Source organism: Pseudomonas sp. GM21 (assembly GCF_000282215.1).
Classification (GTDB): Bacteria; Pseudomonadota; Gammaproteobacteria; order Pseudomonadales; family Pseudomonadaceae; genus Aquipseudomonas.
The window spans coordinates 32,705-46,044 of record NZ_AKJS01000070.1 but is presented as its reverse complement, the minus strand read 5'-3'; the positions used below and the strand labels follow the sequence as shown (position 1 = coordinate 46,044).

Below are 13,340 nucleotides of genomic sequence, written 5' to 3'. Positions count from 1 at the left end.
GGCTTTTTTTGGGGTCAACCGACGTCGGACCTGCGCTATGAGTCTAGTTAGGAGAACATCCACATCATGGATAACTCACTTCTCACCAATCGGCCGAACGGGCTGTAGCCCTTTCACGTTCGCGAAGCCCGTAACGGCCACTGGCGAACATCCATCACCGGATTCTTTGCTATCCCGCGACCAGCAGTACACTGATAGTGTTACCGCAGGGCGCGAGATGGGTTGCACCGCTTCTTATTAGCAAAGCCCGTACCAGACCGCTCGCCAAAGCAAATGCGAAGCAGGTCAATAGCAAAACTTGTAACCTTGCGACATCTAATTAACTGATCAACTGACGGCGCACTCGGATCACGCACTGATTGAGCGCGCACGCACAACAATGGAGCACCCATGACCCAGCCCCTGATTCTTCAGCCCGGCAAGCCCGTAGACGCCTGCGTAATCTGGCTGCACGGCCTGGGCGCCGACCGCTACGACTTTCTGCCCGTGGCGGAAATTTTGCAGGAAAGCCTGCTGACCACCCGCTTCGTTCTGCCTCAGGCGCCCACCCGCGCAGTCACCATTAACGGTGGTTACGAGATGCCGAGCTGGTACGACATATTGGCCATGAGCCCGGCACGCGCGATCAGTCGCGAGCAGCTGGAAGAGTCGGCAAACATGCTCACAGAGCTGATCGAAGAGCAGCGATCCAGCGAAATAGACGCTTCGCGAATTTTTCTCGCAGGCTTTTCCCAAGGTGGAGCCGTGGTATTACACACCGCGTTCCTGAAATGGCAGGGGCCGTTGGGTGGCGTACTTGCCCTCTCCACCTACGCGCCCACGTTCAGCGATGAACTCGAACTTTCAGCCAGCCAGCAGCGTATTCCGGTGCTGTCTTTGCACGGTCAATACGATGATGTGGTTCAGAACTCCATGGGCCGCAGCGCTTACGAGTATTTGAAGCAACGTGGTGTCACCGTGACATGGCAAGAATACCCAATGGGCCACGAAGTGTTACCCGAAGAGATTCGCGACATCGGCGTCTGGCTTGCCGAGCGTTTGCGTTAACCGTGATGCCAAACGCAGCCCATTGATCATCCCACTACGCCGCGCCCGATTCTTGCATTACACTGGCCGGCGTACATTCCTTAACCAATTGATGAGATGACCGTGCTCAAAGCACTCAAGAAAATGTTCGGTAAAAGCGAGACTGAGCAGCTCGCGCCAGTTCCCAGCGCTCCGTCTCATACTCCCAGCCACCGCACCGACGGTAATCAGCCTGGCCGGACCGCAACCGCAGCGGTACCGAAACACGAGCCAAAGACCACACCGGCCACCCAACCTGCCCCGGACGTTGCCTCTGAACAGCCGCGTAGCGAAGCGCCGAAACCGGCAAAACCGCGTCGCGAACCCAAGCCCAAGGCACCGGTCATTCCCTGGAAACTCGAAGATTTCGTCGTCGAACCCCAGGAAGGCAAAACCCGCTTCCACGATTTCAAACTCGCCCCGGAACTGATGCACGCCATCCAGGACCTGGGCTTCCCGTACTGCACACCGATCCAGGCGCAGGTGCTTGGCTTTACCCTGGCGGGCAAAGACGCCATCGGTCGCGCCCAGACCGGCACCGGCAAAACGGCCGCGTTCCTGATTTCGATCATCACCCAGCTGCTGCAAACCCCGCCGCCGAAAGAGCGCTACATGGGTGAGCCGCGAGCGCTGATCATTGCGCCAACCCGCGAACTGGTGGTGCAGATCGCCAAGGACGCTGCCGACCTGACCAAATACACCGGCCTCAACGTCATGACGTTTGTCGGCGGCATGGATTTCGACAAGCAGCTCAAGCACCTCGAAGCCCGTCACTGCGACATCCTCGTGGCCACTCCGGGCCGTTTACTCGACTTCAACCAGCGTGGCGACGTGCATTTGGACATGGTCGAAGTCATGGTGCTGGACGAAGCCGACCGGATGCTCGACATGGGTTTCATCCCACAAGTGCGTCAGATCATTCGCCAGACGCCGCCGAAGAACGAGCGTCAGACACTGCTGTTCTCCGCGACCTTCACCGAAGACGTGATGAACCTCGCCAAGCAATGGACCACCGAGCCTTCGATCGTCGAGATCGAAGCGCAGAACGTGGCGAGCGAAAACGTCGAGCAGCACATTTACGCCGTCGCCGGTGCCGACAAGTACAAACTGCTCTACAACCTGGTCAACGACAATGGCTGGGAGCGGGTGATGGTGTTCGCCAACCGCAAGGATGAGGTACGCCGCATTGAAGAACGCCTGGTGCGTGACGGCGTCAACGCCGCGCAACTGTCCGGCGATGTGCCGCAGCACAAGCGTATCAAGACCCTTGAAGGTTTCCGCGAAGGCAAGATTCGCGTACTGGTCGCCACCGATGTCGCCGGTCGCGGCATTCACATCGACGGCATCAGCCACGTGATCAACTTCACCCTGCCGGAAGTCCCGGACGACTACGTACACCGCATCGGTCGTACCGGTCGCGCAGGCGCCGATGGCGTGTCCATCAGCTTCGCCGGTGAAGATGACTCCTACCAGTTACCGTCCATCGAGGCGTTGCTGGGTCGCAAGATCAGCTGTGAAACACCACCGACGCATCTACTGCGGGCGGTTGAGCGCAAACGCCCATAACCGGGAATTTGCAGAAAGAGGCGCAGCCGGAAACGGACTGCGCTTTTTTTTTCCCCGATTTTTTACAAGAGCTTGCCCAACACAACTAAATGTCCATAATGGACAAATTAGTTTAGTTCAGCGCCCGGAGCCAGCCATGTCCAGTACGCCTTACGTAATCAACCAATCCCAGGCCCGCGAACTGCTGGAGAAAGTCGACGTGCCGCAGATCCTGCGCAAGCTGTTCCGCGACCTGGCCGCCGGCCAGGCCGTACAACCGGCGCAGCAACTGGTGGAGTTCCCTCAGGGCGCTGGCGACTTCATCAACTACCTCGGCGTGCTGGCGAAAGATGGTGTCTACGGGGTTAAAACCTCGCCGTATATCGTGCGCGAACAAGGCCCACTGGTGACTGCGTGGACCCTGCTGATGTCGATGCAGACCGGCCAGCCATTGCTGCTGTGCGATGCAGGTGAGTTGACCACCGCACGCACGGCCGCAACCACCGCGGTAGCTGTCGATGCACTCGCCCCGTTGGCAGCGCAGCGTCTGGCGATCATCGGCAGCGGCAAAGTCGCCCAGGCGCATCTTCACTACGTCAAGCATCTGCGTGACTGGCAAAGCATCACCCTGTATTCGCCGAGCCTGAGCAACAAGAATCCTGAAGCATTGGCTCAGATCAACAGCCTCGATCCACGCCTGACCATCGTCGACAGTCACGAAGCGGCAATTCAGGACGCCGACGTAATCATGCTGTGCACCTCGTCCGCAGGCCCGGTGATCGACCCGTCAAGCTTGAGCAAACCGGCGCTGATCACCTCCATCAGCACCAACGCCCCGCGCGCCCACGAAGTGCCACCGCAGAGCCTCAATGACATGCAAGTGTTCTGTGACTATCGCCTGACCACGCCGGGCTCCGCAGGTGAGATGCTGATCGCAGGCGAACAACATGGCTGGGACCTGCGCTTGATTCTGGGCGACCTGCCCGAGCTGCTGAGCGGCAAGGTACAACGCCCTGACTACGACCGGCCGGTGTTCTTCCGCTCCATCGGTCTGGGCCTGGAAGACATCGCACTGGCCAATGCCATCTACCACCTGCAGCACTAACCCCACAACTCACTGTGGGAGCGGGCTTGCCCGCGATGCAGGCGCCTCGCTCCGTCAGGCAGACTGCGGTGATGCAATCGCGGGCAAGCCCGGCTCCCACAGGGTTCCTCTATATCAACGGCATTTGCGCCCCATCAGGAGACGTTCATGAGCCAGGCAGACTTCATCATCATCGGCGGCGGGATTGCCGGGGCTTCCACCGGTTTCTGGCTGTCGCAGCAGGCCAGGGTGATTGTGCTCGAACGCGAATCGCATCCGGCCTATCACTCCACCGGCCGCTCCGCAGCGCTGTACACCGCTGCTTATGGCACACCTCAGGTTCGAGCGTTGACCCAGGCCAGTCGCGACTTCTTCGACGCTCCGCCCGCCGGTTTCTGCGAACACCCGTTGCTGACGCCACGCGGCGAGATGACCGTGGACTTCACCGGCGACCCCACCGAGTTGAACAATCAGTACCTCAGCGCCAAAGCCACGGTGCCCGAGATGCAACTACTCAGCGCCGACGAAGCCTGCGCCCACATGCCGATCCTGCGCAGGGAAAAAGTCCATGGCGCGATCTATGACCCGACCGCCAGTGACATCGACACCGATGCCCTGCACCAGGGTTATTTGCGCGGTATCCGTCGCAACAAAGGTGAAGTCGTCACCGACGCAGAAGTGCTCGGCCTGACCCGCGATGCCGAGGGTGTGTGGCACGTAACCACCAACGGCCAGACCTTCAGCGCCCCCATCATCATCAACGCCGCCGGTGCCTGGGCGGACAAAATCGGTGCACTGGCCGGCGCCCGGCCGCTGGGCCTGCAACCGAAACGCCGCGCGGCTTTCATCTTCGCCGGCCCTGAGGGCGTGGATATCCATCACTGGCCAATGCTGGTCAGCCTCGACGAATCGTTCTACATGAAACCCGACGCCGGCATGTTCCTCGGCTCACCGGCCAACGCCGACCCGGTGGATCCGCACGACGTACAGCCAGAAGAACTGGACATTGCCATGGGCATTTACCAGATCGAAGAAGCCACCACCCTGACCATCCGCCGCCCGACACGAACCTGGGCCGGGTTGCGCAGCTTTGTCAGCGACGGTGATTTACTGTCCGGCTTCGATCCGCAGGTGCCCGGCCTGTTCTGGGTCGCGGCGCAAGGGGGCTATGGCATCCAGACATCGCCGGCCATGGGCCAGGCCAGTGCTGCGCTGGTACGCGGTGAAAACTTGCCCGAGCAGCTCACGCGATTCGGGCTGGACGCCGGCATGCTCTCCCCCGCCCGCCTGGGCTGATCGACTGGTCAGGTGACGTGCCCACACGATTACGGCAAACTTCCAGCGCCCCTTTTGCGGGGCGCTGACGCTGCCTGGAGTTCCACTGTATGAACGCACCTGAAAAAGACCCGGCGCTGGACAACTACCGAGCGATTGCCGATGCCATCGCCACGCTGTTCTTCCCCCATGCCGAGGTGGTGCTGCACGACCTGCGCACGCAAAAGATCGACTACATCGCCAACAACCTGTCGAAACGGGAAATCGGCGATGACGCCGCGCTGGAGGACATGCTCAGCGACGATGTCAGCGAAACCAACATTGGGCCGTACGAAAAGCTCAATTGGGATGGTCAGAAGATTCGCAGCTTGAGCACGGTATTGCGCGACAGCGGAGGTCATCCGCTGGCCCTCCTGTGCGTCAACCTGAACATTTCGTTGTTCGAAAATGCCAAAGCGGCGCTCGACCTGTTCCTGTCGCCGAGCAAACTGATTCCGCAACCGGACTCACTGTTTCGTGATGACTGGCAGGAGCGGATCAACACCTTCCTGCACGCCTGGCTGCGTGAACGTCAACTGAGCCTGAACCTGCTGACACGCGATCACAAACGCGAACTGGTGCTGGCGCTGCATGCCGAAGGCGCTTTCAAGGGCAAGAGCGCGTCGAACTATGTGGCCAATGTGCTGAACATGGGACGGGCGACGGTTTACAAGCATTTGAAGGAATTGAAGGGCTAGGTTCGGAAGTTTGTGTTGCTTGATCTGGCCTCTTCGCGAGCAGGCTCGCTCCCACACTGAATCTGCGTCATGCGGAGATCAAATGTGGGAGCGAGACCGGCTTGCCGGCGAAGGCGATTTATCAATCGCCGTAGATGTCTGACTTGAAGTACTTGTCCGAGATTTTCTGATATTCGCCATTGGCACGAATGCCATCAATGGCCGAGTTCAGCTGGCCGACCAATTCAGCATTGCCCTTGCGCACCGCAATCCCGGCGCCCTCGCCCACGTATTTCGGGTCCTTCAACTCCGGCCCGACAAACGCGTAGCCCTTGCCGCGCGGCATCGACAAGAAGTCATTCAACGGAATGGTGTCGGCAAAAATCGCATCGAGGCGACCGGCAGCCAGGTCCATGTAGATTTCTTCGTTGTTGCTGTAGCGCTTGACGTTGACGCCCTTGGGTTCGAAAACCTCAGTGGCGTAACGGTCGGTGGTGGTGGCGCGCTGCACGCCAACGGTTTTGCCTTTGAGGCTGGCGTATTGGTCATCGACCACCGCGCCTTCCTTCATCACCAGACGCGACGAGGTGAAGTAGTACTTGTGGGAGAAATCCACCGACTTCTTGCGGTCATCGTTGATTGTCATGGAGGACAAGGCCATGTCGATTTTCTTCACTTTAAGGGAAGGAATCAGACCGTCGAATTCGCCTTCGACCCACACGCACTCGACCTTCATCTGCGCACACAGGGCGTTGCCGATGTCATAGTCGAAACCGACAATCTTGCCCTCGTCGGTTTTGGAGGCGAACGGCGGGTAAGCCGCCTCGATACCGATGCGCAGCGCTTTTTCGGCGGCAAACACGCTGCTGCACGCCAACAGGCTCAGGGCCAGACCGGTGATGAGGGGGAATTTCTTCATGTTCGTTCTCTCGCGGGTTGTTGTTGGTTTGGCAAGACAGAAGGAAGAGCTGAAACGGTGAACAGGTTTTTTGTACTTGTAATTCCATACTGGACTTTTATGTATTACCCGTCAATCGGGCAAGCGGGATCATGCCCGGTCGATGGTCGGGCGGTGAGTCAGTTGGTTATTGGGTGAAGCGAATAGCCCCATCGCCAGCAGGCTGGCTCCCACATCTATGGTTACCCCCTTTTCTGCAATACTGTTTTTGATGCCGTGTTTGGCTTGCTTTCATCTATCCGGCGTCTGAGTGGGGTTGTGGCCCCGCGCCTCGATGAGAATCGATGCCCGACGATCCTAATTAGTGGAACGGCCTTTCAGCCGTGTGGGAGCTCAGGGTTGTCGTCAGGCCGGTTGGCCGTTCACGTCATCAGTTATCCAGCATCGCAAAACCAGGTGGGTGGTGCTCGGGTGACAGCGGGGTCAGGCGTTCATCGCGGCTGGCCCCGCATCGAATTCAGTGTGATGGGCCGCAATTGCCCAGGCGATTCTTGCCAGCTTGTTGGCCAGCGCGCAGACCACGAGATTGGAGTGATGGCGGGACGCTAATAGCTGGCGGACCCAGTCCGCCAGGGCTCCTTTCTGTCGGTCCAGTTGTATCAGGTAAACACGGGCGCACTGGATGAGCAGGCGTCTCTGGTTTCGATCGCCGCGCTTACTGATGCCCAGCAACACGGTTTTGTCACCCGTGCCGTGTTGTTTGGGTACCAGCCCGATCGACGCCGCATAGCCTCGGCCGCATTTGAACTGTTTGCCATCGCCCAGCTCGGCAGCCAGGGCGCTGGAGGTGATCGGGCCGACGCAGGGCATGGTCATCAAGCGAGACGCCAGATCATCTTCAGCGGCCTGGCATTCCACGTGTTTGTCCAGCGCCTTGACCTTCCCATCCAGATAGTTGAAGTGTTCATGCAGCCCCATCAGAATTTTTTTGATGGAGCCGGAAAATGAACTCATCTCAAGCAACGCTGGAAGCTCTTTGATGGATTTAAAGCCGGGAGCCAGGCTGACACCCACTTCCAGCAGGGCTGCGTGAATCCGGTTGACGGTGGCGGTACGGTCTTTGATGTAGGACTCACGCACCGAATTGAGCATCGCCAACGCCTGTTGAGCCTGGTTTTTTGGGGGCACGAAGCGCATCGTGGGGCGAGTTGCCGCCTCGCAGATCGCTTCGGCATCGGCGAAGTCGTTCTTGTTGCTTTTCACGTAAGGGCGTACCAGATGAGGTGCAATGAGCTTGGGCGTATGTCCCAGTTTGGCGACTTCCTGCGCCATGAAATGGGCACCGCCACAGGCTTCCATTACGACCGTACACGGTTCGAGGTTCGCCAAATGTTGAGCGAGCGCCACCCGATTAAACTTTTTTCGGTAAAGCTCATGACCTCGATCATCTTGGGCATGCAGATGGAAGGTATGTTTTCCAAGATCGATGGCGGCAATAGCTACTTTGTTCATGGCAACGGTCTCCGGTAGGCCCCCTGTGAAAGCTTAGTGGGCGATCACAGGGGCAGCGGGGGTAGCCATTTCATTAGTGGATCTCAGTCATACACAATAGCTGTGTTCACTGAAGATCTACTGTGGGAGCCAGCCTGCTGGCGATGAGGGCTTAACAGTCGACATCAATCTCGTCTGCTAGAATCGGCCGCATTGATCCCATTAGGTGCACCCCATGAGCGAGCCGATTCGTCTGACCCAATACAGCCACGGCGCAGGTTGTGGCTGCAAGATTTCCCCCCAGGTGCTGGAGGTGATTCTGGCCGGTAGCGGGGCGCAGAACCTGGACCCGAAACTCTGGGTCGGCAATGCTTCGCGCGACGACGCGGCGGTGTACGCCATTGATGACGAACGCGGCGTGGTCTCCACCACAGACTTCTTCATGCCCATCGTCGATGACCCGTTCGATTTCGGCCGCATCGCCGCCACCAATGCCATCAGCGACATCTATGCCATGGGCGGCGATCCGCTGATGGCGATTGCGATCCTCGGCTGGCCGGTCAATGTACTGGCGCCGGAAGTAGCCCGGGAAGTGATTCGCGGCGGGCGCTCGGTCTGCGATGAGGCCGGGATTCCATTGGCCGGTGGTCACTCCATCGATGCACCGGAGCCGATCTTCGGCCTGGCCGTGACCGGTCTGGTGGAAAAGCGCCACATGAAACGCAACGACACGGCCACGGCCGGTTGCCTGCTCTATCTGACCAAGCCACTGGGCATCGGCATCCTCACCACCGCCGAGAAAAAGGGCAAGTTGCGCACGGCCGATATCGGTCTGGCCCGCGACTGGATGTGCACCCTGAACAAACCCGGCAGCCGTTTCGGCAAGCTCGACGGCGTGACTGCGATGACCGACGTCACCGGGTTTGGTCTACTGGGGCATTTGGTAGAAATGGCCGATGGCAGCCATCTGACCGCCCGCATCGAATACAACCGCGTGCCACGCCTGCCGGGTGTCGAGTACTACCTCGACCAAGGCTGCGTGCCAGGCGGGACGCTGCGCAACTTCGACAGCTACGCCAGCAAACTGGGACGACTTCAGGAGCTGCACAAACGCGTGCTGTGCGATCCGCAGACCAGCGGTGGCCTGCTGATTGCGGTCACACCCGAGGGCAACGAACGGTTCCTCGCGGTGGCGGCTGAACTGGGTCTGAGCCTGGAACCCATCGGTGAACTGGTTGAGCGACAGACACACGCGGTTGAGGTGTTTTGATGTCACGCGACTTCACCGATTACCGCGACATCTTTCTCAACGACCGGCCGATGATGGACGCCCGCGCGCCGGTGGAATTCAGCAAGGGTTCATTCCCCGGCGTGGTCAACCTGCCGCTGATGAATGACAGCGAGCGCCAGCGCATCGGCACCTGTTACAAGCAGCAAGGTCAGCAGGCGGCCATTACACTGGGGCATCAACTGGTGTCCGGCGAAATCAAGGCTGAGCGCATCCAGGCCTGGGCCGATTTCGCCCGAGCGAACCCCGAGGGCTACTTGTATTGTTTTCGCGGCGGTTTGCGTTCGCAGATCGTCCAGCAGTGGCTCAAGGACGAAGCCGGCATTGACTATCCCCGGGTCGGTGGCGGCTACAAGGCCATGCGCACCTTCCTGCTCGACACCCTCGATCAGGCCGTTGCCCAGTGCGATTTCGTCTTGCTGGGCGGTATGACCGGTACCGGCAAGACCGAAGTGCTGACGCAGTTGAACAACGGACTCGACCTTGAAGGCCACGCCAATCATCGTGGCTCCAGCTTTGGCAAACGCGCGACCGGGCAACCGTCTAACATCGATTTCGAAAACCGTCTGGCAGTGGATGTCCTGAAAAAACGCGCCCACGGTATCGAGCAGTTTGTGCTGGAAGACGAGAGTCGGGCGGTCGGTAGTTGCGCCTTGCCGTTGCCGCTGTATCAGGGCATGCAGCAGTTTTCGATGGTCTGGCTGGAAGACAGCCTTGAAGGGCGCGTCGAGCGGATATTGCGCGACTACGTGGTGGACTTGTGTGCCGAGTTCATTGGCGTGCATGGCGAGGAAGGGTTTGCGCGGTTTTCCGAGCGCTTGCTGGAAAGCCTGAACAACGTGCAGAAACGTCTGGGTGGTGAACGCCATCGGCGGATGCTGATCATGATGGAAGAGGCCTTGGCAGAGCAGGGCCGAAGCGGGGCGGTGGACTTGCACCGAGGCTGGATCGAAGGATTGCTTGGCGAGTACTACGACCCGATGTATGCGTTTCAGCGGGAGAAAAAAGGCGCGCGGATTGAGTTTGCGGGGGAGAAGGCGGCGGTTCTTGAATACTTGCGGGCGAGGGTGAGTCAGTAACAGCAAGGCCGTTTTTGCCGGCCCCATCGCGAGCAGGCTCGCTCCCACATTAGATCTTCAGTGAACACAGAATTTGTGTACGACCGAGATCCACTGTGGGAGCGAGCCTGCTCGCGATAGCGCCCTTGCAGGCGCTACAAATCTTAAGCAAAACAGCCCTGACCGCTCAGGTCGGACACGTCTGCGAGCCGTTATCCAGCCCTTGCTTGTAGCTGTGGCTGTCGAGGCTGGCCTTGCCGTTGTGCCAGGTCAGGGTCAGCACATACACCGAATCGTAGTCACTGGACTCCCAGTCCTCGGTGATGTCCTGCTTCTTGCCGACGGCTTCTGCTGCGACCTTGTTGATCAACTCTGGCAGGTAGCCGTGGGACCAGGCGGTGTAGATGATGGAGTTGTGATACTTGTTGTTGAGCAATTCGTCCGCCAGGTCGCTGGTGTCGTTGGCCGAGTATTTGATGTTCACCGGTAAACCGAGCTTGATCGCGCTGGGGCTGATGGTCATCAGTGGACGGATGTAGCTGTAGGAATTGTCCAGTTCACCTTCCTCGACATTGCGCGTCGGGTTGGCGGCAAACACGTAGTTGGCCTTGCCGAATTTTTCCGGCAACAAGGTGGCCAGGTCGATGGCGCGGTTGAGGCCCTGGCAATTGAGTTGGCCCAGACCGCCGGCGGGTTTCTCAGCGTGACGCAGGAACACCAGCGTTTGGGTGCCATCCGCCGGTTGGGCGCGGCTTTCGCTGGACTCCAGTGACAAAAACAACGCGCTCGTCACCAGCATTGCTGGCAGAAATACATACGCACGGTGTTTGAGGCGTTTAGCGAAATTTGAAAGGTTCATCATGTGAATAAGTGATCTTCAGCGCATTCAGTTAAGGCTGACAAACCTTTACACCGCGAGCTTCCAGCTTCGGGGTGTTTTCCATGTCTTTGAGCCGGTCCGTGTCCGAAAGGGCATTGCTCAGAGTCCTCTGAAGCCCTTTTGGTTCGATTCCGGCGGGGGCGGCACTGTATCGACAAGCTTGAACGGGTTGCAGCAAAGGTTATCGACAGAATGTTGCGAAATTATGGACAGGGTACGCGCTAGAGGGGCTGGCTAACGCTGAATGCTATTGATCCTGGTCATCAGCGGTTTCGATAACGCGAAAAAATCGCAACCGGTGGGCGGTGATCCTGGATTATGCTCAAGCCTTTCTTTTGGCGATGGATGCTCCCGATGACCGATCTGTCTAAATTCCCGATTACTCAAAAATGGCCGGCTCAGTACCCCGACTGGATCCAGCTTTACTCCTTGCCGACCCCCAACGGCGTCAAGGTGTCGATCATGCTCGAAGAGATCGGACTGCCCTACGAACCGCACCGCGTGGGCTTCGACACCCAGGACCAGATGTCCCCCGAATTTCTTTCGCTGAACCCCAACAACAAAATCCCGGCGATCCTCGACCCCCACGGTCCCGACGACAAACCCCTGCCATTGTTCGAGTCCGGGGCGATTCTGATTTACCTCGCCGACAAGAGCGGGCAACTGCTGGCCCAGGAAACGGCAGCGCGGTACGAGACGATTCAATGGCTGATGTTTCAAATGGGCGGCATCGGGCCGATGTTTGGCCAGCTCGGTTTTTTCAACAAATTTGCCGGCAAGGACTATGAAGACAAACGGCCCCGCGACCGTTACGTCGATGAAAGTAAACGGTTGTTAAAGGTTCTGGATGCACGCCTTGAAGGTCGCGACTGGATCATGGGCGAGCGCTACACCATCGCCGACATCGCAACGTTCCCGTGGGTGCGCAACCTGATCGGCTTCTATGAGGCTGGCGATCTGGTGGGCATCAAGGACTTCAAGAACGTCACGCGGGTGCTGGAGCGCTTTCTGGCGCGGCCGGCGGTGATGCGCGGGCTGGAAATACCCAAGTAGATCCTTTTGACTTCATCAAGACCAAGGCAGGCAATGAGCTCATTCGATTTCAAACAAGTAGATGTTTTCAGCCGCGTCGCCCTCAAGGGCAATCCATTGGCGGTGGTGTTCGGTGCGGACGAGCTCAGTGACGAACGCATGGCCGCGTTCGCGACCTGGACCAACCTCAGTGAAACCACCTTCGTGCTGGAACCGCGCGATCCACGTGCCGACTACCGCATGCGGATCTTCACCACCCTGAACGAATTGCCCTTCGCCGGCCATCCGACGTTGGGCACCTGCCATGCATGGCTTGAGGCGGGCGGCGTGCCCAAGGGCGAGGAGATCATTCAGGAGTGTGGCGTCGGGTTGGTGCGGGTCCGCCGGCAAGGCGCGGAACTGGCGTTTCTCGCGCCGCCCCTGATCAACGCCGGGCCGGTGGACGCCGATCTGGTGGAGCGCGTGCGACGCGGGCTCGGCCTGGAGGTCGGCGCGATTGTCCGGGCGCAGTGGGTGGATAACGGTGCTGGCTGGTTGGCGGTCATGGTCGAGGAGCGCCAGCAGGTGCTGGATTTGCAACCGGATCACTCGCAGATGCTTGGCCTGGCGGTCGGCGTGATCGCGCCGTGGAATCCCGAGCGTGATGGCGATGACGCGCAGTTCGAAGTACGGGCCTTCATCTCCGGTGACGGCATGCCGGAAGACCCGGCTACCGGCAGTTTGAATGCCGGGATTGCGCAATGGTTGCTCGCCGAGGGGCTGGCGCCAGCGTCTTATGTGGTCAGCCAGGGCCTGACGATGGGCCGGGCGGGGCGCATTCAGGTGGATCAAGTGGGCGATGAAATCTGGATTGGCGGTGCGGTGGTGACGTGTATCAGCGGCACCCTGACGCTATAACCCGCCCTGTAGCAGCTGCCGAGCCCGCGAGGCTGCGTCCGGCCGCGAAGCGGTCGCAGTCCGGTTACCGCGGCTTGACTGAAGAATACGGTGGCAGGTTTAGCGACCGCT

General features: G+C 59.2%; 12 protein-coding genes. 9 read left to right on the top strand and 3 right to left on the bottom strand.

What is annotated here, in order from left to right; genetic code table 11:
• The first annotated feature begins 390 nt into the window (after positions 1-390).
• From PMI22_RS19125 to PMI22_RS19145, 5 genes are all read left to right on the top strand, one after another.
• On the top strand, positions 391-1,047 hold the full coding sequence (locus tag PMI22_RS19125; RefSeq protein ID WP_007944819.1) for an alpha/beta hydrolase: 657 nt from the start codon (positions 391-393) through the stop codon (positions 1,045-1,047).
• A gap of 96 nt (positions 1,048-1,143) precedes the next feature.
• Positions 1,144-2,631, top strand: coding sequence for an ATP-dependent RNA helicase RhlB (rhlB, locus tag PMI22_RS19130; RefSeq protein ID WP_007944817.1), 1,488 nt, complete (start codon positions 1,144-1,146; stop codon positions 2,629-2,631).
• A gap of 136 nt (positions 2,632-2,767) precedes the next feature.
• Positions 2,768-3,715, top strand: coding sequence for an ornithine cyclodeaminase family protein (locus PMI22_RS19135; RefSeq protein ID WP_007944815.1), 948 nt, complete (start codon positions 2,768-2,770; stop codon positions 3,713-3,715).
• A gap of 147 nt (positions 3,716-3,862) precedes the next feature.
• The gene (locus tag PMI22_RS19140) at positions 3,863-4,990 is read left to right on the top strand and encodes an NAD(P)/FAD-dependent oxidoreductase (protein ID WP_007944814.1); all 1,128 of its coding nucleotides are present in this window, start codon (positions 3,863-3,865) and stop codon (positions 4,988-4,990) included.
• An 89-nt stretch (positions 4,991-5,079) separates the two neighbouring features.
• Positions 5,080-5,706 carry a helix-turn-helix transcriptional regulator gene (locus tag PMI22_RS19145; RefSeq protein ID WP_007944813.1) on the top strand — a complete coding sequence of 209 codons (627 nt, stop codon included), beginning with the start codon at positions 5,080-5,082 and terminating at the stop codon, positions 5,704-5,706.
• A gap of 121 nt (positions 5,707-5,827) precedes the next feature.
• On the opposite strand, the gene PMI22_RS19150 is transcribed toward PMI22_RS19145, so the two are convergent.
• On the bottom strand, positions 5,828-6,604 hold the full coding sequence (locus tag PMI22_RS19150) for an ABC transporter substrate-binding protein (protein ID WP_007944812.1): 777 nt from the start codon (positions 6,602-6,604) through the stop codon (positions 5,828-5,830).
• 462 nt (positions 6,605-7,066) lie between these two features.
• Positions 7,067-8,095: an IS110 family transposase gene (locus PMI22_RS19155; protein ID WP_007944811.1), complete on the bottom strand. Its 1,029-nt coding sequence runs from the start codon at positions 8,093-8,095 to the stop codon at positions 7,067-7,069.
• 214 nt (positions 8,096-8,309) lie between these two features.
• Here PMI22_RS19155 and selD point away from each other — a divergent pair, with 214 nt between their 5' ends.
• Both selD and mnmH read left to right on the top strand, forming a co-directional pair.
• Positions 8,310-9,344 (top strand): selenide, water dikinase SelD, encoded by a 1,035-nt coding sequence (gene selD, locus PMI22_RS19160; protein ID WP_007944810.1) that lies wholly within the window; start codon positions 8,310-8,312, stop codon positions 9,342-9,344.
• A complete protein-coding gene (gene mnmH, locus PMI22_RS19165; protein ID WP_007944809.1) occupies positions 9,344-10,441 on the top strand; it encodes a tRNA 2-selenouridine(34) synthase MnmH in 1,098 nt (365 codons plus the stop codon). The genes selD and mnmH overlap by 1 nt, the downstream gene beginning before the upstream one ends.
• Positions 10,442-10,607: 166 nt before the next feature.
• Here the strand turns inward: mnmH and PMI22_RS19170 are convergent, their stop codons facing one another.
• Positions 10,608-11,279 (bottom strand): histidine phosphatase family protein, encoded by a 672-nt coding sequence (locus PMI22_RS19170; protein WP_405046847.1) that lies wholly within the window; start codon positions 11,277-11,279, stop codon positions 10,608-10,610.
• A gap of 375 nt (positions 11,280-11,654) precedes the next feature.
• On the opposite strand from PMI22_RS19170, the gene PMI22_RS19175 reads away from it, so the two are divergent.
• Positions 11,655-12,353, top strand: a complete 699-nt coding sequence (locus tag PMI22_RS19175) for a glutathione binding-like protein (protein ID WP_007944806.1) — start codon at positions 11,655-11,657, stop codon at positions 12,351-12,353.
• Between the two features lie 33 nt (positions 12,354-12,386).
• Positions 12,387-13,229 (top strand): PhzF family phenazine biosynthesis protein, encoded by an 843-nt coding sequence (locus PMI22_RS19180; protein ID WP_007944804.1) that lies wholly within the window; start codon positions 12,387-12,389, stop codon positions 13,227-13,229.
• The last annotated feature ends 111 nt before the right edge of the window (positions 13,230-13,340 follow it).

Excerpts from the sequence above, each read along its gene's own strand:
- PMI22_RS19125 (WP_007944819.1), top strand. The coding sequence starts at position 391 with ATGACCCAGCCCCTGATTCTTCAGCCCGGCAAGCCCGTAGACGCCTGC.
- rhlB (WP_007944817.1), top strand. The coding sequence starts at position 1,144 with ATGACCGTGCTCAAAGCACTCAAGAAAATGTTCGGTAAAAGCGAGACT.
- PMI22_RS19135 (WP_007944815.1), top strand. The coding sequence starts at position 2,768 with ATGTCCAGTACGCCTTACGTAATCAACCAATCCCAGGCCCGCGAACTG.
- PMI22_RS19140 (WP_007944814.1), top strand. The coding sequence starts at position 3,863 with ATGAGCCAGGCAGACTTCATCATCATCGGCGGCGGGATTGCCGGGGCT.
- PMI22_RS19145 (WP_007944813.1), top strand. The coding sequence starts at position 5,080 with ATGAACGCACCTGAAAAAGACCCGGCGCTGGACAACTACCGAGCGATT.
- PMI22_RS19150 (WP_007944812.1), bottom strand. The coding sequence starts at position 6,604 with ATGAAGAAATTCCCCCTCATCACCGGTCTGGCCCTGAGCCTGTTGGCG.
- PMI22_RS19155 (WP_007944811.1), bottom strand. The coding sequence starts at position 8,095 with ATGAACAAAGTAGCTATTGCCGCCATCGATCTTGGAAAACATACCTTC.
- selD (WP_007944810.1), top strand. The coding sequence starts at position 8,310 with ATGAGCGAGCCGATTCGTCTGACCCAATACAGCCACGGCGCAGGTTGT.
- mnmH (WP_007944809.1), top strand. The coding sequence starts at position 9,344 with ATGTCACGCGACTTCACCGATTACCGCGACATCTTTCTCAACGACCGG.
- PMI22_RS19170 (WP_405046847.1), bottom strand. The coding sequence starts at position 11,279 with ATGAACCTTTCAAATTTCGCTAAACGCCTCAAACACCGTGCGTATGTA.
- PMI22_RS19175 (WP_007944806.1), top strand. The coding sequence starts at position 11,655 with ATGACCGATCTGTCTAAATTCCCGATTACTCAAAAATGGCCGGCTCAG.
- PMI22_RS19180 (WP_007944804.1), top strand. The coding sequence starts at position 12,387 with ATGAGCTCATTCGATTTCAAACAAGTAGATGTTTTCAGCCGCGTCGCC.